Source organism: Sphingopyxis sp. BSN-002, from assembly GCF_022024275.1.
GTDB lineage: Bacteria > Pseudomonadota > Alphaproteobacteria > Sphingomonadales > Sphingomonadaceae > Sphingopyxis.
Map to the genome: position 1 here is coordinate 2,663,685 of NZ_CP091804.1, position 21,711 is coordinate 2,685,395.

The 21,711-nt window shown below is 65.7% G+C and carries 21 protein-coding genes and 1 pseudogene; 15 read left to right on the plus strand and 7 right to left on the minus strand.

All coding sequences use genetic code 11. The features are described from left to right. The first annotated feature begins 72 nt into the window (after positions 1-72). From L7H23_RS13160 to L7H23_RS13175, 4 genes are all read left to right on the plus strand, one after another. Positions 73-1,590 carry a M23 family metallopeptidase gene (locus tag L7H23_RS13160; protein ID WP_237836320.1) on the plus strand — a complete coding sequence of 506 codons (1,518 nt, stop codon included), beginning with the start codon at positions 73-75 and terminating at the stop codon, positions 1,588-1,590. Positions 1,591-1,651: 61 nt separating this feature from the next. Next, complete coding sequence (gene hemB / locus L7H23_RS13165) at positions 1,652-2,650, plus strand: porphobilinogen synthase (protein WP_237836321.1); 999 nt, start codon at positions 1,652-1,654, stop codon at positions 2,648-2,650. A gap of 19 nt (positions 2,651-2,669) precedes the next feature. Then, entirely contained in the window at positions 2,670-4,922 is a 2,253-nt protein-coding gene (locus L7H23_RS13170; protein ID WP_237836322.1) for a fused MFS/spermidine synthase, read from the plus strand. Further along, entirely contained in the window at positions 4,923-5,477 is a 555-nt protein-coding gene (locus L7H23_RS13175) for a gamma carbonic anhydrase family protein (RefSeq protein WP_237836323.1), read from the plus strand. A 55-nt stretch (positions 5,478-5,532) separates the two neighbouring features. Here L7H23_RS13175 and L7H23_RS13180 read toward each other — a convergent pair whose 3' ends face one another. From L7H23_RS13180 to L7H23_RS13205, 6 genes are all read right to left on the minus strand, one after another. Beyond that, positions 5,533-6,114, minus strand: coding sequence for a urate hydroxylase PuuD (locus tag L7H23_RS13180; RefSeq protein WP_237836324.1), 582 nt, complete (start codon positions 6,112-6,114; stop codon positions 5,533-5,535). 79 nt (positions 6,115-6,193) lie between these two features. Beyond that, complete coding sequence (locus tag L7H23_RS13185) at positions 6,194-6,865, minus strand: inner membrane-spanning protein YciB (RefSeq protein WP_237836325.1); 672 nt, start codon at positions 6,863-6,865, stop codon at positions 6,194-6,196. Continuing rightward, positions 6,862-7,788, minus strand: a complete 927-nt coding sequence (gene ftsY / locus L7H23_RS13190) for a signal recognition particle-docking protein FtsY (protein WP_237836326.1) — start codon at positions 7,786-7,788, stop codon at positions 6,862-6,864. The genes L7H23_RS13185 and ftsY overlap by 4 nt, the downstream gene beginning before the upstream one ends. Then, positions 7,785-8,993: a MiaB/RimO family radical SAM methylthiotransferase gene (locus L7H23_RS13195; protein ID WP_237836327.1), complete on the minus strand. Its 1,209-nt coding sequence runs from the start codon at positions 8,991-8,993 to the stop codon at positions 7,785-7,787. Before L7H23_RS13195 ends, ftsY begins: the two co-directional genes overlap by 4 nt. Next, positions 8,990-9,796: a diaminopimelate epimerase gene (gene dapF / locus L7H23_RS13200; protein WP_237836328.1), complete on the minus strand. Its 807-nt coding sequence runs from the start codon at positions 9,794-9,796 to the stop codon at positions 8,990-8,992. The genes L7H23_RS13195 and dapF overlap by 4 nt, the downstream gene beginning before the upstream one ends. Positions 9,797-9,845: 49 nt before the next feature. Continuing rightward, on the minus strand, positions 9,846-11,495 hold the full coding sequence (locus L7H23_RS13205; RefSeq protein ID WP_237836329.1) for an EAL domain-containing protein: 1,650 nt from the start codon (positions 11,493-11,495) through the stop codon (positions 9,846-9,848). Positions 11,496-11,724: 229 nt separating this feature from the next. Here L7H23_RS13205 and ffh point away from each other — a divergent pair, with 229 nt between their 5' ends. The 4 genes and pseudogenes from ffh (at position 11,725) to L7H23_RS13225 (ending at position 16,055) form a co-directional block, all read left to right on the plus strand. After that, on the plus strand, positions 11,725-13,185 hold the full coding sequence (gene ffh, locus L7H23_RS13210) for a signal recognition particle protein (protein ID WP_237836330.1): 1,461 nt from the start codon (positions 11,725-11,727) through the stop codon (positions 13,183-13,185). Between the two features lie 37 nt (positions 13,186-13,222). Then, positions 13,223-13,669: pseudogene (gene rpsP, locus L7H23_RS13215) on the plus strand (30S ribosomal protein S16); the annotation flags it as partial. A 204-nt stretch (positions 13,670-13,873) separates the two neighbouring features. Then, on the plus strand, positions 13,874-14,383 hold the full coding sequence (rimM, locus tag L7H23_RS13220) for a ribosome maturation factor RimM (RefSeq protein WP_237836331.1): 510 nt from the start codon (positions 13,874-13,876) through the stop codon (positions 14,381-14,383). Positions 14,384-14,549: 166 nt separating this feature from the next. After that, positions 14,550-16,055 (plus strand): serine hydrolase domain-containing protein, encoded by a 1,506-nt coding sequence (locus L7H23_RS13225; protein WP_237836332.1) that lies wholly within the window; start codon positions 14,550-14,552, stop codon positions 16,053-16,055. 57 nt (positions 16,056-16,112) lie between these two features. Here L7H23_RS13225 and L7H23_RS13230 read toward each other — a convergent pair whose 3' ends face one another. Beyond that, positions 16,113-16,337 (minus strand): hypothetical protein, encoded by a 225-nt coding sequence (locus L7H23_RS13230; RefSeq protein WP_237836333.1) that lies wholly within the window; start codon positions 16,335-16,337, stop codon positions 16,113-16,115. A 103-nt stretch (positions 16,338-16,440) separates the two neighbouring features. On the opposite strand from L7H23_RS13230, the gene L7H23_RS13235 reads away from it, so the two are divergent. The 7 genes from L7H23_RS13235 to L7H23_RS13265 all read left to right on the plus strand — a co-directional run bounded on the left by L7H23_RS13235 (position 16,441) and on the right by L7H23_RS13265 (position 21,710). After that, positions 16,441-17,358: a LysR substrate-binding domain-containing protein gene (locus L7H23_RS13235; protein ID WP_237836334.1), complete on the plus strand. Its 918-nt coding sequence runs from the start codon at positions 16,441-16,443 to the stop codon at positions 17,356-17,358. Then, positions 17,355-18,092, plus strand: a complete 738-nt coding sequence (gene trmD / locus L7H23_RS13240; protein WP_237836335.1) for a tRNA (guanosine(37)-N1)-methyltransferase TrmD — start codon at positions 17,355-17,357, stop codon at positions 18,090-18,092. Before L7H23_RS13235 ends, trmD begins: the two co-directional genes overlap by 4 nt. Positions 18,093-18,097: 5 nt before the next feature. After that, positions 18,098-18,475 carry a 50S ribosomal protein L19 gene (gene rplS, locus L7H23_RS13245; RefSeq protein ID WP_037555002.1) on the plus strand — a complete coding sequence of 126 codons (378 nt, stop codon included), beginning with the start codon at positions 18,098-18,100 and terminating at the stop codon, positions 18,473-18,475. A gap of 95 nt (positions 18,476-18,570) precedes the next feature. Then, the gene (locus tag L7H23_RS13250) at positions 18,571-19,197 is read left to right on the plus strand and encodes a DUF1287 domain-containing protein (protein ID WP_237836336.1); all 627 of its coding nucleotides are present in this window, start codon (positions 18,571-18,573) and stop codon (positions 19,195-19,197) included. A gap of 40 nt (positions 19,198-19,237) precedes the next feature. After that, positions 19,238-20,263 carry an aspartate-semialdehyde dehydrogenase gene (locus L7H23_RS13255; RefSeq protein ID WP_237836337.1) on the plus strand — a complete coding sequence of 342 codons (1,026 nt, stop codon included), beginning with the start codon at positions 19,238-19,240 and terminating at the stop codon, positions 20,261-20,263. 59 nt (positions 20,264-20,322) lie between these two features. Further along, on the plus strand, positions 20,323-21,102 hold the full coding sequence (locus L7H23_RS13260) for an arginine deiminase family protein (protein ID WP_237836338.1): 780 nt from the start codon (positions 20,323-20,325) through the stop codon (positions 21,100-21,102). Continuing rightward, positions 21,099-21,710, plus strand: a complete 612-nt coding sequence (locus tag L7H23_RS13265; RefSeq protein ID WP_237836339.1) for a DUF2238 domain-containing protein — start codon at positions 21,099-21,101, stop codon at positions 21,708-21,710. Before L7H23_RS13260 ends, L7H23_RS13265 begins: the two co-directional genes overlap by 4 nt. Position 21,711: the final 1 nt, after the last annotated feature.

The window sequence follows — 21,711 nt, forward strand, 5'->3', positions numbered from 1 at the left end:
TTCCAGCGCCACGAACCCATTGCGGGCCATGGATCCCTTGCGGGGATTTCCGGCAATGCGGCCGCGCTTTCGATGGCGCAGGCGATTCCGCTGCGGACGGCGGACGGCGATGGCGAGTCCCGGCCGACCTGGCGTGACCGGCTCGCGCTGCTCGATCTTGTTCCCGATCTTGGCGACAATATCGGCTCGCGCGAATGGTGGCGCGGCCTTGCGACATTAACTCTTCTCTGCGGCGCGGCGATTGCGACCTTCCCCGGCATCCGGCCGCTGGAGGCGCACGGCACGCCGGTGCTTGGCGCCGCCGATTTCAACGAGGCGCGTGCGCAGATGATCGTGCCGCTGGCCTATGGCGGCGACACCGGCCGCCATATGGCGGCAACCGATGCGGTTCGCCCGCTGGCGCAGACGCCCGAGCGCCCGCAGATCGAACTGACCGCGACGCTTGGCGCGGGGGACAGCTTCGCGCGCCTGCTCGAACGCTCCGGCGTCGGCAGTGCCGATGCCGCGGCGCTGGCCAGCCAGGTGTCGGGCGCCGTGCCGCTCGCCGATATCGCGCCGGGAACCCGAATCGACCTGATCCTCGGTCGCCGCGCTGCGCGCACGATGCCCCGCCCGGTCGAGGCGCTTGCGATGCGCGCGCGCTTCGACCTCAGGATCGAGATGGAGCGGATCGACGGCCGGCTCGTGATGCGCCGCATCCCGATTGCGGTCGACGCGACGCCGCTGCGCATCCGCGGGCGCGTGGGCGACAGCCTGTATCGCTCGGCGCGCGCCGCAGGCGCATCGCCCGAATCGATCCAGTCCTATCTCCGCGTTATCGGCCGCCAGATTTCGGTCGGCAGCGACATTCGTGCGAGCGACGAGTTCGATATCATCGTCGACCATCGCCGCGCCGAAACGGGCGAGAGCGAAACCGGCAAGCTTCTCTACGCGGGCCTCGTTCGCGGCGGGAAGCCGAAGCTGTCGATGATTGAATGGACCGTCGACGGCCGCACCCAATGGTTCGAGGCATCGGGCGTCGGCCAGCAGAGCTCGGGCGGCGTCGGTCGTCCGACCAACGGCCGTATCACGTCGACCTTCGGCATGCGCCGCCATCCCATCCTCGGCTACAAGCGGATGCACAGCGGCGTCGATTTCGGCGGCGGTTACGGCGCGCCGATCTATGCCGTGAGCGACGGCCTCGTCACCATCGCCGGCCGCACCGGCGGCTTCGGCAATTATGTGAAGCTCAGCCACGGAGCGGGCCTTGGCACCGGCTATGGCCATATGAGCCGCATCGCGGTGCGCCCCGGCCAGCATGTCTCGCGCGGCCAGGTCATCGGATATATCGGTTCGACTGGCCTTTCGACCGGGCCGCATCTCCATTTCGAAGTCTATCGCAACGGCGTGGCGGTGAATCCGATGTCGGTGTCGTTCGTCACGCGGGCGCAGCTCGAAGGCAAGGCGCTCGCCGATTTCCGTGCGCGCATCCGCCAGCTGACGTCGGTCGTTCCGGGCGCCGCGATGAACGCTGCGCCCGTCAGGCCCGCCGAAGGGCCAAAGCTCGGCTCGCTTGCCGACGTCGCGACGAAGCGCGCCGGCGGTCTCTGACAACCGCGACGCGAAACCAATAACCATTTGCCCCGCGCCGCCGCGTCGCTATGCACGCCGCATGACTCATGCCGCCTATCCCGACCTGCGCCTGCGCCGCACGCGCCGCACCGGTTGGAGCCGCGCGATGGTCCGCGAGAACCATCTGACCCCCTCGAACCTGATCTGGCCACTTTTCGTCTGTCCGGGGACCGCGACAGAAGAACCGATCGCCAGCCTGCCGGGCGTCTCGCGCTGGTCGGTCGACCGGATCGTCGAGCGCGCAAAGGAAGCGGCGGCTGCGGGCATCCCGTGCCTCGCGCTCTTTCCCTATACCGAGCCCGACCGGCGGAGCGCCGACGGTGCCGAGGCGCTCAATCCCGACAATCTGATGTGCAAGGCGGTCGCTGCGATCAAGCAGGCGCTCGGCGACGCGATCGGCGTGCTCACCGACGTCGCCCTCGATCCCTACACCAGCCACGGCCAGGACGGGCTGATCGACGATGCGGGTTATGTCCTCAACGACGAGACGGTCGATGTCCTTGTCGGTCAGGCGCTGAATCAGGCGCGCGCCGGCGCCGACATTATCGCGCCCAGCGACATGATGGACGGCCGTGTCGGCGCGATCCGCGAAGCGCTCGAGATGGAGGGCTTTGGCCATGTCCAGATCATGAGCTATGCCGCCAAATATGCCTCGGCCTTCTATGGCCCGTTCCGCGACGCCGTCGGTTCGCGCGGATTGCTCAAGGGCGACAAGAAGACCTATCAGATGGACCCGGCCAACGTCGAAGAGGCGCTGCGCGAGGTCGAACAGGATCTCGCCGAGGGCGCCGACAGCGTGATGGTGAAGCCGGGGCTCCCGTATCTGGACGTCGTGCGCGCCGTTAAGGATCATTTCGCGGTGCCCGTCTATGCTTATCAGGTGTCGGGCGAATATGCGATGATCGAGGCGGCCGCTGCGGCGGGCGCCGGGGACCGCGATGCGCTCGTACTCGAAACCTTGCTCGCTTTCCGCCGCGCCGGTGCGTCGGGCGTGCTCACCTATCACGCGTTGCATGCGGCGCGACTTTTGAACGACTGACCGGCCGGGTGGGGGATAGATGACGCAGACGCCGCGCCGCTGGCTTTTCGTGCTGACCATTCTGGTCGGCAGCTTCCTGCTTTTCCAGGTCCAGCCGATGGTGGCGCGCATGGTGCTGCCGAAACTGGGCGGCGCGCCGGCCGTATGGAACAGCGCGATGCTCGTCTATCAGGCGCTGCTGCTTGGCGGCTATGCCTATGCGCACTGGCTCGGCCGTTTCGAAATCCGGCGGCAGGCGATGATCCATATCGCCCTGTTTGTGCTCGCGGCGCTATGGCTGCCGCTTGGCATCGCGCAGATCGCGCCCCCGGCGCCGGGGCAGGAAGCCTTGTGGGTGCCGCTGCTCTTGCTCGCCTCGATCGGGCCGGTCTTCTTCGTCGTCTCGGCGCAGGCGCCGCTGATGCAGCGCTGGTTCGCCGCCGATAGCCGCGCAGGCGACCCCTATTATCTCTACGCTGCCTCCAACCTCGGCAGCTTCGCGGGGCTGATCAGCTATCCCGCGCTCGTCGAGCCGAACATGCCGCTCGCGATGCAAAGCTGGGGCTGGACCGGCGGCTATGCCTTGCTCCTCCTGCTCGTCGCCGCGGCCGCGGCGGCGCGATGGAACAGCCATGTCGTTCATGAAGATGTCGCCGCCGGGGCGGACGAACCGCGTCCGACGCTTCGCCGCCAGCTCCACTGGCTGCTGATCGCTGCCGTGCCTTCGGGACTCATGCTGTCGACGACGACGCATCTCACGACCGACATTGTCGCGATGCCGCTGCTCTGGGTCCTGCCGCTCGGCCTCTATCTGCTCAGCTTCTCGATCGCATTCTCGAACGCCGAATCGGTGAAAGGAACGTTCCGCGTGCTTGCGCCCGCGATCCTGCTGATTGCCGGCGGGCAGGCGTTGCTCAGCACGAGCGGCGGGACGATGCTGATCGCGTTCATGAGCCTGGTGATGCTGTTCGTCGTTGCGACCACGCTGCACGATTATCTGCACCATCTTCGCCCCTCACCGCAATATCTGACCCTTTTCTATCTGATCATGTCCGCCGGCGGCGTGCTCGGCGGGCTCTTTGCGGCGCTTATCGCACCGCTGCTGTTCGACTGGGTTTACGAACATCCGATTCTGGTTCTCGCCGCGGCGATGTTGCTGCCGCTGCCGGCGCTGTTCCCGTGGGAACAGTGGCTGAAGATTTCGAAACCGCTTCCCGTGGTCCTGCTGCTGCTGGCGGTGGGCGCCTTTGCCAGCTGGAAACTGGCGAGCGACTGGAACGGCACCTTCAACGGTCTGAACGGCCTTTGGGCCGGGATCACGCTTGCGGTCGGCCTGCTCGTGATCGGCTGGCGCTGGGCCTATGTGCTGGCGATCGCGATGCTGATGCTGGGTGTCGGCGGTGTCGAGACGCTGAAGAACAGCACCGACGGTTCGCGGGTCCGCAGCTATTTCGGGGTCTATACGGTCACCGAGGATGCCTATCGCAACCAGCGGCGACTGGCGCACGGTACGACGCTTCACGGTCTTCAGCGGACGGATGCAGGACATCAACTCGAACCGACGACCTATTACGGTCACAAGTCCGGGGTCGGCCTGACGCTCGACAAGGCGAACGCGCTTGCGGGGCCGAATGCGTCCGTCGGCATCGTCGGGCTCGGTGCCGGGACGCTGTCCTGTTACCGCCGTCCCGGTCAGGCATGGACGATCTTCGAAATCGATCCCGCGATGGCCAAAATCGCGCGCGATCCCTCGAAATTCACCTTCATCAGCAAATGTGCACCCGACGTGCCGATCGTGATCGGCGACGCGCGGTTGCAGATCGCGAAGCTGCCGCCGGCGCAGTTCGACATACTGGTCATCGATGCCTTCTCGTCCGACGCCATCCCGCTGCATCTGCTGACCGAAGAAGCGATCGGCATCTATGCGCGGGCGCTCAAGCCCGGCGGTATCCTGCTCATTCACATCTCGAACCGCTTTTTCGATCTCGAGCCGGTCCTCGCCGCCGAAGCAAAGGCGCGCGGCTGGAGTGCCGCCATCCGGCTCGACCCGTCGGGCGCCACCGATCCGATGGCGCGCGATTATGGCAATCTGACGTCCTCGAACTGGGTTGCGCTGACCGCGACGCCGGAGCGCATGCAGCAGCTGACGGGCGGCCTGAAACCGCGCAAGCAGGGAAGCAAGGATGGCGTATGGGTGCCCCTTGCCTCACGCCCGGGCTTCACGCGCTGGACCGACGATTATTCCTCGACCCTGCCCATCCTCCTCTGGGGTCACCTGATCGGGAAGACCTGAATGACCTATAGCGACGTCAGCATCATCAGTGTGAACGGCAAGACGCCGCAGATCGACCCGAGCGCCTTCATCGCGCCCGGCTGCCGCATCATCGGCGATGTCGTGATCGGGCCGGACGTCAGCATCTGGTACAATTGCGTGCTTCGCGCCGACGTCAGTCGCATCGTCGTCGGCGCGCGCTCGAATATCCAGGACGGCAGCGTCGTCCATTGCGACGGCCCGATGCCGCACCGCCCCGACGGCTTTCCGACGATCATCGGCGAGGATGTGCTGATCGGGCATATGGCGATGGTGCATGGCTGCACGCTCGCCGACCGCGCGTTCGTGGGGCTGAAGGCGACCGTGATGAACGGCTGCCGCATCGGCAGCGACGCGATGCTTGCGGCCGGCGCGCTGCTCACCGAGAACAAGGAAATCCCCGATCGCGAACTCTGGGCGGGATCGCCCGCACGACGGGTGCGCGAGATCGACGATGCGCAGGCCGCGGGGATGCAGATGGGCGTCGCGCACTATGTGCATAACGGCCGCATGCACAAGGCGGCGATCGAAGGCTGAAACGAAAAGGGCGCCCCGGTTCCGCGGGGCGCCCTTTTCCGAAGATTGGCCGGTGTCAGCCGTTGTTGGCGTTCACCATCGCATAGAGCATCGGGATCGACAGCAGCGTATTGGTCCGCGAAAAGATCATCGCGGTCTTCGCGGCGGCGGCTTTCGTCGCGTCGTCGGCTTCGACGATGCCCAGCGCCTTCTTCTGGTTCGGCCAGATCACGAACCAGACGTTGAATGCCATGACGAGACCCAGCCACATGCCCGCCCCGATCAGCTTGAAATTGGGGTCCGAGAAGGTCAGCGCCGGAATCGCATATTTGTTGTGAAAGGCGATGCCCAGCCCGAGGAGTACGGTGATCAGCGCCGCCCAGCGAAACCAGAACAGCGCAGCAGGCGCGATATGCTTCGATACGCCGGGCTTCAGTTCGGCCGGAATTTTGGGCATCGTCGGAATCTGGACGAAGTTGAAATAATAGAGCAGCCCGATCCACAGGATGCCGAAGAAGGTGTGCAGCCAGCGCAGGATCGCGTTGCCTGCGGTTATACCGTCTGTGAAATACTGGCCGTTAAGCCCCAGCATCAGCGCGATCGCGAGCACCAGCCCGGCAATCAGTACCGCGTGCAGATTCCCGAAAAACTTGTCCATATGCATTCCCCCTCGCTTGTTTCCGGTGCCGTGCGACCCGGACCCGGTGACAGCGATATGACAGCGAAGGGGGCCGGACTCAACTTTTGTCGGCGGCGGCTTCTTCGGGGATGGCGAGTCCGTTCTTCAGCATCACCGGGACCTGGCTCAGCGTAAAGAGGAAGGAAAGGGCCGTTACCCCCCAGACCTTGATGGTCAGCCACAGGTCGAAGCTCATCTGCTTTGCCTGGATCATCTCGTACATCACATGGTTTGCGATGCCGAGCGCGGCGAAGAACAGGCCCCAGTTGCGCGACAGCAGCAGCCAGCCTCTTTCGGTCAGGCCATCGAGCGCCGACTGCAGCAGATATTTGAGCATCGGCCGCCCGAACCACCAGCCGCCGAGCAGCAGCACCGCGAATGCGGCATAGATGATTGTCGGCTTCATCACGATGAAACGCTCGTCGTGGAACCAGATCGTCAGCGCACCGAAACCGAGGACGAGGATGCTCGACATCCACAGCATCGGCGAAATCCTGCCGAGCTTCCATTTCGATACGGCCATCGCGACGATGATCGCGACCATGAAAGCCACGGTGCCCTTGATCGCAGCGGTCGTGGCCGCAAAGGCGCCTTCGCCGCCCGAGTTCAGCTTATAGGTCAGGAAGAAGATCAGCAGCGGCGCGAAGTCGATCGCGAAATTCAGTCCGCCATGTTTGGCGGGCGGCGGCGCGGGGACCGCTTCGGGGCCTGTCGGGAGTTGGTCGCTCATCGGATGTTTCCGGCAATGATGCCTGCAATTTCGTCGGCGTCGAAGGGACGGAGGTCGTCGATCGTCTCGCCGATGCCGATCGCGTGGATGGGAAGGCCGTGGCGTTCGGCCGCGGCGACGAGGACGCCGCCGCGCGCAGTGCCGTCGAGCTTGGTCATCACCAGCCCGGTCACGCCCGCGACCTCGCGGAAGACGTCGATCTGCGACAGCGCATTCTGCCCGGTCGTCGCATCGAGGACGAGCACGACATCATGTGGCGCGGCGGGATTGAGGCGTCCGAGGACGCGCTTGATCTTTTCAAGTTCATCCATCAGTTCGCGCTTGTTCTGCAAGCGGCCCGCGGTGTCGACGATCAGCACGTCGATGCCGGTCGCGGTCGCCTTTTTGACTGCGTCGAAGACGATTCCGGCGGCGTCGCCACCCTCGGGTCCCGCCATGATCGGCACGTCGAGCCGTTCGGCCCAGACCTTCAGTTGCCCGATCGCAGCGGCGCGAAAGGTGTCGCCCGCGACGAGCATCACACCATAATCCTGTTCCTGGAACAGGTGCGCCAGCTTGGCGATCGTCGTCGTCTTGCCCGATCCGTTGACGCCGATGACGAGAATCACCTGCGGGCGCGGGAAGGCATCGATCTCGAGCGGCTCGGCAACCGGGCGCAGCACCGCGCCGATTTCCTCGGCGACGACCTTGCGCAGTTCGTCGGTGCCGTTTGCGGCGACGTCGCGGCGTTCGGACAGACGGTCACGGATGCGCGCGGCCATCGTCGGGCCGAGATCGGCGGTGATCAGTGCGTCCTCGATGCGGTCGAGATCCTCGTCGTCGAGACGCGACTTGCCGGTCAGTCCCGACAGATTCTCGCCAAGGCGCTCGGACGTGCGCCTGAGGCCGCCGAGCAGCCGTTCGCTCCAGCTGAGACCGCTCATGCCGCGATCATCCTGTCGCCGTCGCGGCCGGTCAGGCGGACGCGAACAATGCTGCCGGGCCCGGCGGGCCTCGCGAGCGTCAACGCGGCGAAATTCTCGGCATGGCCGGTCAGCCCGTCGCGCTCGACGAGCATCGAGGCGGTGTGGCCGACCTGGGCATCGAGCCAACGCTGACGGCGGAAGGCGTTGGCCTCGCGCAGCTTTGCGGCCCGCTCGCGGGCAATGCCGCGGCCGACCTGGGGCATGCGTGCAGCGGGCGTTCCGGCGCGCGGGCTGTAGGGAAAGATATGGCCGAAGACGATGTCGCAATCGTCGATCAGGGCCATGCTGTTGGCAAACATGTCGTCATCCTCGGTCGGAAATCCGGCGATCAGGTCGGCGCCGATGGCGATTTCGGGGCGGGCCGCCTTGAGCCGTTCGGTCAGGCCCACGGCATCGGCGCGGCGGTGGCGGCGCTTCATCCGCGTCAGCACCATGTCGTCGCCTGCCTGCAGCGACAGGTGGACGTGCGGCATCAGGCGCGCTTCCTGCGTCAGCAGCGCAAACAGCGCGTCGTCGACACGATCCGGGTCGAGCGACGAGAGGCGCAGGCGCTCGACCGGTAACGCCAGCAAGGCTTCGACGAGCGCCGCGAGGCTTGTGCCGCTGTCGTCGCCATAGCTGGCAAGGTCGACGCCGGTCAGGACGATCTCGCGCTGGCCACGGTCGAGCGCGATGCGCGCGGCGTCGACGACGGCGCCGGCGGTCGCGGAGCGGGCGGTGCCGCGCGCGATGACCGTCGCGCAGAAGGTGCAGCTATGCGAGCAGCCCGTCTGGACGCCGAGAAACGCGCGGGCGTGGTCGGGCCCGGAGAGGGCGGGGGCGTAGGTCGGCGAAGCCGGGATAGCGGCACCGCCATAGCTTTGCGCCAGGCCCTTGGCATCGTTCGCGACGACGCGCGCGCCCATCGCCGCAAAGGCATCGCGTTCGAGCTCCGCGGCGCAACCGGTGACCACGACCTCGGCGCCGGGGTGCTCGCGCAGCGCGCGCCGTACTGCCTGCCGCGCCTGCCGCACCGCCTCGTCGGTCACTGCGCAGCTGTTGAAGACGATCGTATCGGGCGCACCCGCCGCCTTTACGGCCGCACGAACCGCCTCGCCCTCGGCGATGTTGAGCCGGCAACCGAAATTGACGACCTCGACGCGGTCGGCGGTGGCAACGCTCATCCGAAGCGCGTCCAGTCGGTCTCGCCGTCGTACACGCGCGTCGCGGCGCCGCTCATCACGATCGGTTCACCGGGCGCCCAACGGATGATCAGGTCGCCGCCGGGCAGCGAGACGGTCACGGGCGACTGTACCTTTCCGGCGCGGATCGCCGCAACCGCGGTCGCGCATGCGCCGGTGCCGCACGCCTGTGTCAGTCCGACTCCGCGCTCCCAGACGCGAAGCTGGAGCTGGTTTTCGCCGTCGAGGCTCGCGACATTGACGTTGACGCGCTCAGGGAACAGCGGGTCGGTCTCGATCCGCGGGCCGAGTTCGTCGAGCGCGACGGCGTCGGCCTCGGGCACGAAGAAGATGATATGCGGATTGCCGACATTGACCGCCGCGCCATGTTCCAGTTCGTCCCACGCAACCGGCATGTCGCGCGTGTCCATCGGCATCGCGAGCGGGATATGCTCCCAGTCGAACACGGGTTCGCCGAGCACGACTTCGGCGCCGCCGTCGGCGGGGGTGACGCGGAGCATCCCGCCCAGCGTCTCGATCACGGCGGGCTGGCCGAGCAGGGTCGCGACGCAGCGCGTCGCATTGCCGCACGCCTCGACCTCGCCGCCGTCGGCGTTGAAGATGCGCATCTTCACATCGGCCTTGGTCGACGGTTCGAGCAGGATCAGCTGGTCGCAGCCGATGCCGTGACGCCGGTCGGCAATCGCGTGCGCACGCGCCGGCGTCATCTCGACGCTCTGCTCGCGCGCATCGATCACGACGAAGTCGTTGCCGAGGCCGTGCATCTTGGTGAAGCGGTCCGCCATAGCTCGCGCATGTAAGGGCGCGAGCGTGCGAAGTCTAGCGATGTGGGCCCTATGCCGTCTTGCGCAGCGGCTCTTCGCCCGCGCCGGGTGAGCCGCCCTGCGGCAGCGCCGGCGCGCGAAGCAGGCCGCGGTCGGCGAGCAGGCGCGCAGTGTCCTCGGCCGAGGTCGCCCGGCCATAATACCAGCCCTGCCCCTTCGAGCAGCCGAGCCGCGTCAGTTCGATCGCCGTCGCCTCGTCCTCGACGCCTTCGGCGGTGATCGGCATCGCAAGGCTCTCGCCAAGCCGCACGATCGCGACGACGATCGCCTGCGCGTCGGCGCTGCCGCGCATCGCGGCGATAAAGCTGCGGTCGATCTTAATCCGGTCGAAGGGGAGCGCGCGCAGATGCGACAGCGAGCTGTAGCCGGTGCCGAAGTCGTCGAGGCTGAGCGAGACGCCCTGATTCTTGAGACTGGTGACGATCGAGCGGACCAGCGGCAGATTCTCGAACAGCGAGCTTTCGGTGATTTCGACCTCGAGCTGGCTCGCGGGGAAGCCGACCTCGACGAGCAGCTTGGTAAGCTTCTGGCTGAACCACGGATCCTTGAGCTGCTGGGGCGAGATATTCACTGCGAGCATGATCGACGGATCCCAGCTCTTGGCCGCCTCCATCGCATGGCGGATCACCTGCAGCGACAATTCGCCGATCAATCCGCTCTCTTCTGCCACGGGGATGAAGCGCTCGGGCGGGATCAGGCCATATTCGGGCGATTCCCAGCGCATGAGCATCTCGAAGCCGAGCAGGCGGCCGCTCGCGATATCGACCTGCGGCTCGAAATGCGGAACGAATTCGCCGCGCGGCATGCCGTCGCGGATGCCGGTCTCGATCTGGTTGCGGACCTGCACCGCCATTTCCATGCCCTGTTCGAACCAGATGTGACGGTTCCGGCCTTCGTCCTTGCAATGATACATCGCGATGTCGGCCTGCCGGACCATCGTTTCCATCGTCATGCTGGCGTCGGTCGCGAGCGCGATACCGAGTGAGGCGCCGATGCGGATCTGCTGTGCGTCATGCGCGACGGTGGCTTCGAGCGTCGTCACAAGTTCGGCCGCGAGCGCGTCGATATTGCCGCGAACGCCGGGTTCGAACTGCAGCATCGCGACGAACTCGTCGCCGCCGAGGCGGGCTTTGGTCGCATTGGGGGGCAGCACCGCGCTGATGCGTTCGGCCGCGACCTGCAACACGCGGTCGCCCGCGGCATGGCCATGGATGTCGTTGACGGTCTTGAAGTGATCGAGATCGAGCAGGAAGAGTGCGACATGGCGGTGTTCGGCGGTCGCGGTCGCGATCATCTGCTGTCCCTTGGCCAGCAGTGCGCGGCGATTGAGAAAGCCCGTCAGCGGATCGGTATCGGCCAGATAGCGTGCGCGCTGTTCGGCGTCGGTGCGCTCGCGGATTTCGCGATTGAGATCTTCATAGCGGCGCCAACCGAACAGGATCAGCGCGATGTTCAGGATCAGCGCGACCGACAATACCTTGTCGGGGCCGCCGCCGATGCCGATCAGCCCGCGAACCACCGCCTGCATCACGCTGCCGCCGGTCCCCACGAACAGGACGATCGCCGCCACAACGATGCCCCCCGCGATGATATCCCGCTTCGCATCCTCGCTGCGGTTGCGAGGCTTCGGTTCCGCCATCATGTTTTCATTCCCCACCATCGCGCCCTTTATGGCGGGGAGCGGTGAACTTTGCGTTAAGTGCGGGCGCGACGCGGCGCTTGCGTTTCCGGGCGTTTTTGCGTAAAGGCGCCGCGTCCGGAGGCATATTGCACCCGGGCAGATACGACATCCGCGACGGAAAATACTGTCCACGGATACCGCTGGTTGGCGAGGTTTCGCTCACCGGCGTGTTTTGCGTTGCGGTCGTCAGAAGGGACTTTTTAGGCGCATGTTCGACAGTCTGAGCAATCGGCTTGGCGATGTTTTCGGGAAGCTCCGCGGCCGCGGCGCGCTGACCGAGGCCGACGTGCGCGCCGCGATGCGCGAAGTGCGAATCGCCCTTCTGGAAGCCGACGTCGCGCTGCCCGTCGTGCGCAGCTTCGTCGATCAGGTCACCGAACTGGCGATCGGCCAGAATGTCCTGCGCTCGGTCACCCCGGGACAGCAGGTCGTCAAGATCGTCAGCGACGCGCTGACCGAAATGCTCGGGTCGGAAACCGCCGAGCTCGAAATCGCCGTCACCCCTCCCGCCGTGATCATGATGGTCGGCCTTCAGGGGTCGGGTAAGACGACGACGACCGCGAAGATCGCGAAGCGCCTCAAGGAAAAAGAACGCAAGAAGGTGCTGATGGCGTCGCTCGACGTCAATCGCCCCGCGGCGCAGGAACAGCTTGCCGTCCTCGGCAGCCAGATCGATGTCGCGACCTTGCCGATCATCGCCGGCCAGCAGCCGGTCGAGATTGCCCAGCGCGCGATGCAGGCCGCGAAGCTTCAGGGTTTCGACGTCCTGATGCTCGACACTGCGGGCCGCCTCCACGTCGACCAGCAGCTGATGGACGAGATGCAGGCGGTGTCGCGCACGGCGAACCCGGCCGAGACGCTGCTCGTCGTCGACAGCCTGACGGGTCAGGACGCGGTACAGGTCGCGCAGCGCTTCACTGACCAGGTGCCCCTCACCGGCGTCGTGCTCACTCGTATGGACGGCGACGCGCGCGGCGGTGCCGCGCTGTCGATGCGCGCGGTGACCGGCAAGCCGATCAAATTTGCCGGTACGGGCGAAAAACTCGACGGGCTCGAACTTTTCCAGCCCTCGCGCATCGCGGGCCGCATCCTCGGCATGGGCGACGTCGTCAGCCTCGTCGAACGCGCGGCGGAGACCATCCAGGCCGAAGAGGCCGAGGCGATGGCGAAGAAGATGGCGAAGGGTCAGTTCGACCTCGACGATCTTCGGACCCAGCTCAACCAGATGCGCCGTATGGGCGGCATCGGTGCGCTTGCCGGGATGATCCCCGGGATGAAGAAGGCGCAGGCGGCGATGGCGCAGAGCGGCGCCGACGACAAGATGCTGATCCACTTCGACGCGATCATGGGGTCGATGACGCCGAAGGAGCGCGCGAAGCCCGAGATCCTGACTGCGAAGCGCAAGATCCGTATCGCGAACGGTTCGGGCACGACGGTGCAGCAGGTGAACAAGGTGCTGAAGATGCACCAGGAAATGTCCACCGCGATGAAGAAGATCCGCAAGATGGGCGGGCTCAAGGGCCTCGGCGCGCTGTTCGGCAAGGGCGGCGGCGGAATGGGCGGCCTCGGCGGCGGCGGCATGGGTGGCGGCGGCCTCGGCGGGCTTCCCGGTCTTGGCGGCGGAGCGATCCCGCCCGAACTCGCCAACCTGATGAATAAAAAGAAATAACCCGGACAACCAAGTTTAGACTCAGAAGGAAAATATCATGGCTACCTCCATTCGCCTTTCGCGCGGCGGTTCGAAAAAGCGCCCGTATTACAAGATCGTCGTCGCCGACTCGCGCAGCCCGCGCGACGGTCGCTTCATCGAGCGCATCGGCAGCTACAACCCGCTGCTTGGCAAGGATAATCCGGAGCGCGTGAAGCTCGACGCCGACCGTGCGAAGCATTGGCTGAGCGTCGGCGCGCAGCCGTCGGATCGCGTTGCCCGCTTCCTCGATGCCGCCGGCGTCAAGGAACGCGCCGCCCGCAACAACCCGAACAAGGGTGTCCCCGGCGAGAAGGCCAAGGAACGCGCCGAAGAGAAGGCCCAGAAGCTGGCTGACGCCGAAGAAGCGGCAGCTGCAGCCGCCGCCGCCCCGGCGCCGGAACCCGAAGCGGTTGAAGAAGCCGCTCCGGCCGAAGAAGCTGCTGCTCCCGAAGCTGCTGAATCGGACGCAACCGGTTCGGTGAAGAGCGAAGAAACCGCCGAAGCGGTTGCCGACGCCGTCGCCGAAGAAGTCCCGGCCGACGCGACCGCCGACGACGCGACTGCGATCGCCGAAGAGGTCGCCGAAGGCGGCCCGGTTGCTGAAGAAGCTGCTGCCGAAGAAGCGCCCGCTGAAGAAGCCGGCGAAGAAAAGGCCGAAGGCTAAGCCTTGGCCGACGCAAACCGCCCCGTCACCCTTGCCGCCATCGCCGGCGCGCACGGGGTGCGGGGCGAGGTGCGTCTCAAATTGTTCGGCGAAGGCGCGGAGAGCCTCCGCGCCTTTTCCGTTTTTAATGCCGGCGAGCGCAAGCTGACGCTGAAGTCGGTGCGCCCGGCGAACCAGGGCGCGGTGGCAACCTTCGCCGAGGTGACCGATCGCAGCGCGGCTGAAGCCTTGCGCGGCACCGTCCTCACCGTCCCGCGCTCGGCGCTGCCGGCGCTGGCCGACGGGGAATATTATCATCATGACCTGATCGGGCTGCCGTGTGTCTCGACCGACGGCGCCGCGATCGGCCATGTCGCCGCGGTCGAGAATTTCGGCGCGGGCGATATCCTCGAAATCGAGAAGGCGGCCGAGCCCGGCAGGAAACCGGTGCGCTTCATGGTGCCGATGAACGCGCAGGCGGTTCCGGCGTGGAGCGACGACGGCGTGACGATCGCCGCGGCGTTCGTCGAATAGCGGTCGGCTGCCTTATTCGTCTTCCCGGACCTGATCCGGGATCTATCTTCCAGCGCTGGCGAAAATGGACCCCGGGCCAAGTCCGGGGTGACGAAGGTGCCTTGATCGGCGATTGTCGGTTTTCCGCCATGCTGTTAGCCACGCAGTGATTGGCTATGGAGGGACTATGCGCAGGAAGACAGGTCTTGTTTTGGCGCTCATGCTGGCGGTTCCGATTCCCGCGTTCGCCCAGAACTCCACCGCCAAAACCTTCGACCAGCTCGCCCCCGAAATCGACGCGCTGTTCGCCAGATTCCAGGCCGACCAGCATGTTCCCGGCCTCGTCTATGGCGTCGTGAAGGACGGCAAGCTCGCCTATGTGAAAGGGCTCGGGGTCCAGAACATCGACAACAAGCGGCCGGTCACGCCCGACAGCCTGTTCCGCATCGCTTCGATGACCAAGGCGTTCACCGCGCTGTCGATCCTGAAGCTGCGCGACGACGGCAAGCTTCGCCTCGACGATCTTGCCGAAGATTATATCCCCGAGATGAAGGGCTGGACCTATCCGACGAAGGACAGTCCGCGTATCCGGATCCGCGACCTGCTGCAGCATGTCGGCGGTTTCGTCACCGACGATCCGTGGGGCGACCGCCAGCAGGTGCTGCCGCAAGACGAATTCACGAAGATGATCGCGGCGGGGGTGCCGTTCAGCCGCGTCCCGCAGGCGGCCCATGAATATTCGAACTTCGGCTATGCGCTGCTCGGCCGGATCGTGTCGAAGGCATCCGGGATGGCGTACACGGACTATGTCCGCCAGACGATCCTGACCCCGCTCGGCATGACGAGCAGCGGCTATGACGCGCCGCACGCACCCAAGGCGCGCACGGCGCTCGGCTATCGCTGGGAGAATGAGCGCTGGACCGCCGAACCCGAGATGGTCGACGGCGCGTTCAATTCGATGGGCGGGCTGCAGGTCAGCGCGAACGATTATGCAAAGTGGGTCGCCTTCCTGCTGTCCGCCTGGCCTGCGCGCGACGATGCGGACAATGGTCCGGTCAAGCGATCAACGGTGCGCGAGATCGCGCAGGGGCTGAACTTCGTTTCGGTCACGACCCGCAACGGATCGAGCGGCGCGACCGCGTGCAAGCAGGCCTCCGCTTATGGCATGGGCTGGCGCGTCGCGCAGGACTGCGACCTTGGCCTGACGCTTGCCCATGGCGGCGGCTATCCCGGATATGGCAGCCATGTGATGCTGATGCCCGACTATGGCGTGGGCGTCTTTGCTTTGTCGAACCGTACCTATGCGGGGCCATCGGCTCCGGCGTGGGATGCCGCAGTCGCGATGGACCGTGCGGGGCTGCTCGAAAGCCGGCCGGTGCCGGTGTCTCCGGCGGTTGCCGAGATGTATGCGGCATCGAAGGCGGCCTATGCGGCCGGCACTCTGGAGCCGCTCAAGGGCAGGCTGGCGATGAATTTCCTGATGGACCGCTCGGCGGAAAACTGGGCCGCCGAATTTGCCAGGCTGAAGGCAGAGGTCGGCGAATGCCCCGCGGATGAGCCGCTGGCGCCGACGGGCGCGATGTCCACCGCGTTTCGCCTCAATTGCGAAAAGGGCAAGCTTGACGGGGCACTCCTGCTCGCGCCGACGAATCCCGTAACTGTCCAGGCGCTCCGGTTTCGGGTCGCGCCCTAGCGCTTTCGGCCTGCCGCCCCTTTGCAAGGGGGTGGGGCGGCAGGCCCGCGCCGCTGCTCAGCGACGTTTCGTGATCCGCACCGGAACTGCTGCTCGCTTGGCGAGGCGGCGCGCCGGGACGGCGCAATCGAAATAGGCGTCTTCGCCCGGTGCATGGATCGGCGTGACAAGCTCGGCGAAGCGGCGGAATGCCGCTTTCAGCCACTGGATCCCGCGATCGAGATCGGCGCTCAGGCGTTCGTGCCCATGCGTCCAGCTGCGCATGAAATGTTCTTCCATCATCGCTTTTCTCCTTTCTGGCGTGTGCCCTTCAAATGCGCCCCCGGACGCCGCAAAGCCAACAAAAGCTCTGGCATATATCATAAGGCAGACTTATATATTGGGCATGTCGAAACTGCCGCCGCTTGCCGCCGTTCGCGCCTTCGAAGCCGCCGCTCGCCTCCAGAATTTCTCGCGCGCTGCCGACGAGCTCGGCATGACGCAAGCAGCGGTAAGCTATCAAATCCGCCAGCTCGAGGAGCGTCTCGGCCGTGCGCTCTTCGTGCGCGAGAAGGGGCGGGTGCGGCTCTCCGAAACCGGGCAGCGCCTGCTTCCGGCAATAAGCGGAGCTTTTGCCGCGATGGGCGACGCCTTCGGCGCGCTCAGCAATGACGATGCCGACATATTGACGATCAGCGCGGCGATGACGCTCGGCGGGACGTGGCTCAGCGCGCGGATCGGGCGCTTTCAGCTCCGCCACCCCGACCTCGCGGTGCGCTTGCTGATGTCGAACGATCTTGTCGATTTCGACGCGACCAATGTAGATGTCGCGCTGCGCACCGGCGACGGCAACTGGCCGGGGCTGCGCACCGACTTCCTTTTCCGCAGCCATGTCACGCCGATCTGCTCGCCGGCCTTTCGCGATGTGCACGCGATCGCCGAGCCCGCCGATCTGCTTCGTGTCGAACGCCTCGCGCCGAACGATCCGTGGTGGGCAGGCTGGCTCGCGCAGGCGGGGATCGGCACGCCCCCGCCGCCGCGCCGCGGGATCGAACTCGACAGCCAGTTGCAGGAGGCGATCGCGGTGCAGGGCGGTTTCGGCATCGCGCTGATGACGCCGCTCTATTGGCGCGTCGAGCTCGAGGCGGGACGGCTCGTGCGGCCGTTCGAGACGATCTACGAGCCCGGCACCGGCAATTATCTCGTCCACCGCGCCAACCGGGTGGGCGTGCGCAAGATCGAGCGCTTTCGCGAATGGCTGCACGAGGAACTGGAGATGGATCGCCAGATGATCCCCGAGCCGCTATGGGAGCCGCTGCCATGAGTTTCGCCGCTGTTCCCCTGACGCTCTATCCCGACATGTTCCCCGGTCCGCTGGGGCACAGCATGGCGGGCCGCGCACTCGAGGCTGGCGTCTGGTCGTGCGTGCCGGTGCAGATCCGCGACTTTGCAACCGACAAGCATCGCACTGTCGACGATACGCCCGCGGGCGGCGGCGCGGGAATGGTGTTGAAGGCCGACGTGCTGGCGGCGGCGGTCGACCATGCGGTCGCGGCGAATCCCGACCTGCCGATTCTGGCGATGACACCGCGTGGGGCACCGATCACGCAGGCGCGCGTGCGGACGCTTTCGGCAGGGCCGGGCGCGATCATCCTGTGCGGCCGGTTCGAGGGATTCGACGAGCGTATCTTTGACGCGCGGCCCATCGAACAGGTGTCGATGGGCGACATCATATTGTCGGGCGGAGAGATGGGGGCGCTGCTGCTGCTCGACGCTTGCATTCGGCTGCTTCCCGGCGTAATGGGCGCGGCTTCAAGTGGAGATGACGAATCGTTTGAAAACGGTTTGTTGGAATATCCCCACTATACCCGGCCCGTTGAATGGGAAGGGCGCACGATCCCCGAAGTGCTGCGATCGGGGGATCATGCGAAGATCGCCGCCTGGCGGAAACGACAGGCGGAGGATCATACACGGTTACGCAGGCCGGACCTTTGGGAGCGCCACGAGGGCGCTCGGGACCGACCTGCCTCTGACGCGCGGCGAAAAGAAAAGGACTAGAGGACATGAACCTCATCCAGACGATCGAAGCCGAAGAAATTGCCAAGGCTGGCAAGACCATTCCGACCTTCCGTCCCGGCGACACGCTGAAGGTCGGCGTGAAGGTGGTCGAAGGCGAACGCACCCGCGTCCAGAATTTCGAAGGCGTGTGCATCGCGCGCTCGAACAAGGGCATGGGCTCCAACTTCACCGTGCGCAAAATGTCGTTCGGCGAAGGTGTCGAGCGCGTCTTCCCGCTCTATTCGCCGAACATCGACAGCATTACCGTCGTCCGCAAGGGCGCCGTCCGTCGTGCGAAGCTTTACTATCTGCGCGGTCGCACTGGTAAATCGGCTCGTATTGCGGAACGCCGCGATTACCGGTCGGAAGCCGGCGAAGGCTAAGGAGAGCTTCTCCTCTACAAAGCCGAAACAGCTTTCAAAAACGACCGGTTCCGCCAACAGGCAGAGCCGGTCGTTTTCATTTGGGCGAAACGAATTTGTCGCAGCCATATTCCTCTTTCCAGCCGTCACGCCGCGCCTTCATCGGCGCGGCGCCCCTTTGTCTTTGGGGCGCGTTTGGATTCGCTGGGGAAGCCTTTGCGGCAACCAATGCGCAGCGGCTCGTCGCGGCGGCGCGCAAGCAGATCGGCGTAACGCTGCGCTATGACCCCGCCTATACGGTGCTGGCCTTCCCGAACGGCGATGTCGATCGCGCAAAGGGCGTGTGCACCGACGTCGTGATCCGCGCGTTCCGCGACGCGCTGGCGCTCGACTTGCAGGCCCTTGTAAACGCCGACATGCGCGCCAACTTTGGCGCCTATCCGAAGAATTGGGGCCTCGGCCGTCCCGACCGCAACATCGACCATCGCCGCGTTCCGAACCTCGCCACCTATTGGCGTCGGCAGAAGGCGGCGGTGCCGGTGACAACCGATCCGACAGACTGGCGGCCGGGTGACATCTTCACCCAGATGGTCGGCGGGCGGCTGCCGCACACCGGCATCGTGTCGGACCGCAAGAATGTCACGGGCACGCCGCTTGTGATCCATAATATCGGCGGTGGCGCCCGCGAGGAGGATGCGCTGTTCGACCATCCGCTGACCGGCCATTTCCGCTGGAAAGTCTGAGTTAGTTCCACCTAAGTTTCTTACGCTGAGGAGTGAGTAAATGGGTTATCGTATCGTTGTCGCCGGTGCGACGGGCAATGTCGGGCGCGAAGTGCTCGCCATCCTGGCCGAGCGTGAATTCCCGATTGCCGAACTGGCCGCGGTCGCATCGTCGCGCAGCCAGGGTGACGAGATCGAGATCGGCGATACCGGCAAGACCGTCAAATGCCAGAATATCGAGAATTTCGACTGGACCGGCTGGGACATGGCGATTTTCGCGATCGGCAGCGACGGAACCGCGATCCACGCGCCCAAGGCCGCCGCGGCGGGCTGCGTCGTGATCGACAATTCGTCGCTCTATCGCATGGACCCCGACGTGCCGCTGATCGTGCCCGAGGTGAACCCCGACGCGATCGACGGCTATACGAAGAAGAATATCATCGCGAACCCGAACTGCTCGACCGCGCAGATGGTCGTCGCGCTGAAGCCGCTGCACGATGCCGCGAAGATCACGCGCGTCGTCGTCTCGACCTATCAGTCGGTGTCGGGCGCGGGCAAGGCGGGCATGGACGAGCTGTGGAACCAGACGCGCCAGATCTTTGTCGGCGACGAGAAGGACATCAACAAGTTCACCAAGCAGATCGCCTTCAACGTCATTCCGCACATCGACAAGTTCCTTGAGGACGGATCGACCAAGGAAGAGTGGAAGATGGTCGTCGAGACCAAGAAGATCCTTGATCCCAAGATCAAGGTCACCGCGACCTGCGTTCGCGTTCCCGTGTTCGTCGGCCACTCCGAAGCGATCAACATCGAGATGGAGAACGAGCTGTCGGCCGAAGATGCGCAGCGTCTCCTGCGCGAGGCGCCGGGCGTGATGCTCGTCGATAAGCGCGAGGACGGCGGTTACATTACCCCCGTCGAATGCGTCGGCGACTATGCGACCTTCGTCAGCCGCGTGCGCGACGACAGCACCGTCGACAACGGGCTGAACCTCTGGTGCGTCAGCGACAATCTGCGCAAGGGCGCCGCGCTGAACGCGGTGCAGATCGCCGAACTGCTCGGCCGCCGGCACCTGAAGAAGGGCTGAGCCCCATCCGTTTCCCGTTTGCATCTCGACTTCGGGATGCGAACGGGTAGGGAAGGGCGATGACCTCGCCCTTCGCCTTCACCCGCGCGCTCTGCCGCACCCCCGCCCCCTCGGCCGTCAACGGCATTCGTGCGGGCGGCGGGCCCGACCCCGATTTCGCGACCCTGCTCGCCGAGCATGAAGCCTATGTCAGGACGCTGCGCGCGCTTGGCCTCGCGGTCGACGTGCTGCCGCCGCTCGACGATTTCCCCGACGCGCTGTTCACCGAAGACGTCGCACTGACCTTTCCCGAAGGCGCGATCCTGCTCCGTCCCGGCGCGCCGACGCGGGCGGGCGAGGTGGCGCATATCCGCGAGGCGCTGGCGGAACGCCATCCGCGGCTGCTCGCGATGACGGGTCTCGGCCACGCCGACGGCGGCGACGTGCTGCGCCTCGCCGATCGCGTGATCATCGGTCTTTCGGACCGCACCGACCGCACCGGCGCCAAGGAACTGGCAGGACTTCTGGCTGACCTCGGCCATCGGGCCGAGATTGCGGAAACGCCGAAGAGCGTCCTGCATTTCAAGACCGGTTGCAGCCTGATCGACGAGACGACGATCCTTGCGGTCCCCGCGATGCGCGACTGCCGGGAATTTGCCGGGCTGGAGGTCGTACTGACCCCGCCCGGTGAAGAGGGCGCGGCGAACATCCTGCGCGTTCGCGATACGGTGCTGGTCGGGCAGCGCTGGCGGGCGACGCAGGATCTGCTCGCGGCGCGCGGCGTGGATATCTGCCCGATGGCCACCGACGAGATCGCGCGGATCGATGCGGGGCTCAGCTGCATGTCGCTGCGCTGGTGACCGCCTCGATCCCCAAGCCGCAGCGCTGGTTGCTCGGCCTGCTGCTTGCGCTGTTGCTGCTCGCACAGGTCGACCAGCCCTATCCCGAGGTCGCGTTGCTCCAGCATATTCCGACCGCCGTGTTTTTGCTCACGTCGCCCTGGTTGCTGCGGCGCTGGCCGCTGACGACCGCGTCGGTCGCCTGCATCGTCCTGTTCCTTGCGCTTCACACGCTCGGCGGACGCTACGCCTACAGCAATGTCCCGTACGACGACTGGGCGCAGGCGCTTGCCGGATCGACCTTGTCGGAGGCCTTCGGCTGGACGCGCAACCATTACGACCGGCTGGTCCACTTCGCGTTCGGGGCGCTGTCGGTTATTCCGGTGGCCGAGATCGCCCGGCGCCGGGGCGGGCTGGGCCCGCGTGGCGCCGCGCTGGCGGCCCTCGGCTGGGTGCTCGCCATCTCGTGTCTCTACGAGATTTTCGAATGGCTGCTGACCATCGTGGCCGCGGGAGAAACGGCCGATCGCTATAATGGACAGCAGGGCGACATCTGGGACGCCCAAAAGGATATGGCGCTGGCGACATTGGGTGCGGTATTGGTGCTGCCCTTCGCAGGCAGGAGATAGA

Bases quoted from the DNA above. Each gene is read 5' to 3' on its own strand.
- L7H23_RS13160 (WP_237836320.1), top strand. From the start codon at position 73: ATGGCGCAGGCGATTCCGCTGCGGACGGCGGACGGCGATGGCGAGTCC.
- hemB (WP_237836321.1), top strand. From the start codon at position 1,652: ATGACTCATGCCGCCTATCCCGACCTGCGCCTGCGCCGCACGCGCCGC.
- L7H23_RS13170 (WP_237836322.1), top strand. From the start codon at position 2,670: ATGACGCAGACGCCGCGCCGCTGGCTTTTCGTGCTGACCATTCTGGTC.
- L7H23_RS13175 (WP_237836323.1), top strand. From the start codon at position 4,923: ATGACCTATAGCGACGTCAGCATCATCAGTGTGAACGGCAAGACGCCG.
- L7H23_RS13180 (WP_237836324.1), bottom strand. From the start codon at position 6,114: ATGGACAAGTTTTTCGGGAATCTGCACGCGGTACTGATTGCCGGGCTG.
- L7H23_RS13185 (WP_237836325.1), bottom strand. From the start codon at position 6,865: ATGAGCGACCAACTCCCGACAGGCCCCGAAGCGGTCCCCGCGCCGCCG.
- ftsY (WP_237836326.1), bottom strand. From the start codon at position 7,788: ATGAGCGGTCTCAGCTGGAGCGAACGGCTGCTCGGCGGCCTCAGGCGC.
- L7H23_RS13195 (WP_237836327.1), bottom strand. From the start codon at position 8,993: ATGAGCGTTGCCACCGCCGACCGCGTCGAGGTCGTCAATTTCGGTTGC.
- dapF (WP_237836328.1), bottom strand. From the start codon at position 9,796: ATGGCGGACCGCTTCACCAAGATGCACGGCCTCGGCAACGACTTCGTC.
- L7H23_RS13205 (WP_237836329.1), bottom strand. From the start codon at position 11,495: ATGGTGGGGAATGAAAACATGATGGCGGAACCGAAGCCTCGCAACCGC.
- ffh (WP_237836330.1), top strand. From the start codon at position 11,725: ATGTTCGACAGTCTGAGCAATCGGCTTGGCGATGTTTTCGGGAAGCTC.
- L7H23_RS13225 (WP_237836332.1), top strand. From the start codon at position 14,550: ATGCGCAGGAAGACAGGTCTTGTTTTGGCGCTCATGCTGGCGGTTCCG.
- L7H23_RS13230 (WP_237836333.1), bottom strand. From the start codon at position 16,337: ATGATGGAAGAACATTTCATGCGCAGCTGGACGCATGGGCACGAACGC.
- L7H23_RS13235 (WP_237836334.1), top strand. From the start codon at position 16,441: ATGTCGAAACTGCCGCCGCTTGCCGCCGTTCGCGCCTTCGAAGCCGCC.
- trmD (WP_237836335.1), top strand. From the start codon at position 17,355: ATGAGTTTCGCCGCTGTTCCCCTGACGCTCTATCCCGACATGTTCCCC.
- rplS (WP_037555002.1), top strand. From the start codon at position 18,098: ATGAACCTCATCCAGACGATCGAAGCCGAAGAAATTGCCAAGGCTGGC.
- L7H23_RS13255 (WP_237836337.1), top strand. From the start codon at position 19,238: ATGGGTTATCGTATCGTTGTCGCCGGTGCGACGGGCAATGTCGGGCGC.
- L7H23_RS13260 (WP_237836338.1), top strand. From the start codon at position 20,323: ATGACCTCGCCCTTCGCCTTCACCCGCGCGCTCTGCCGCACCCCCGCC.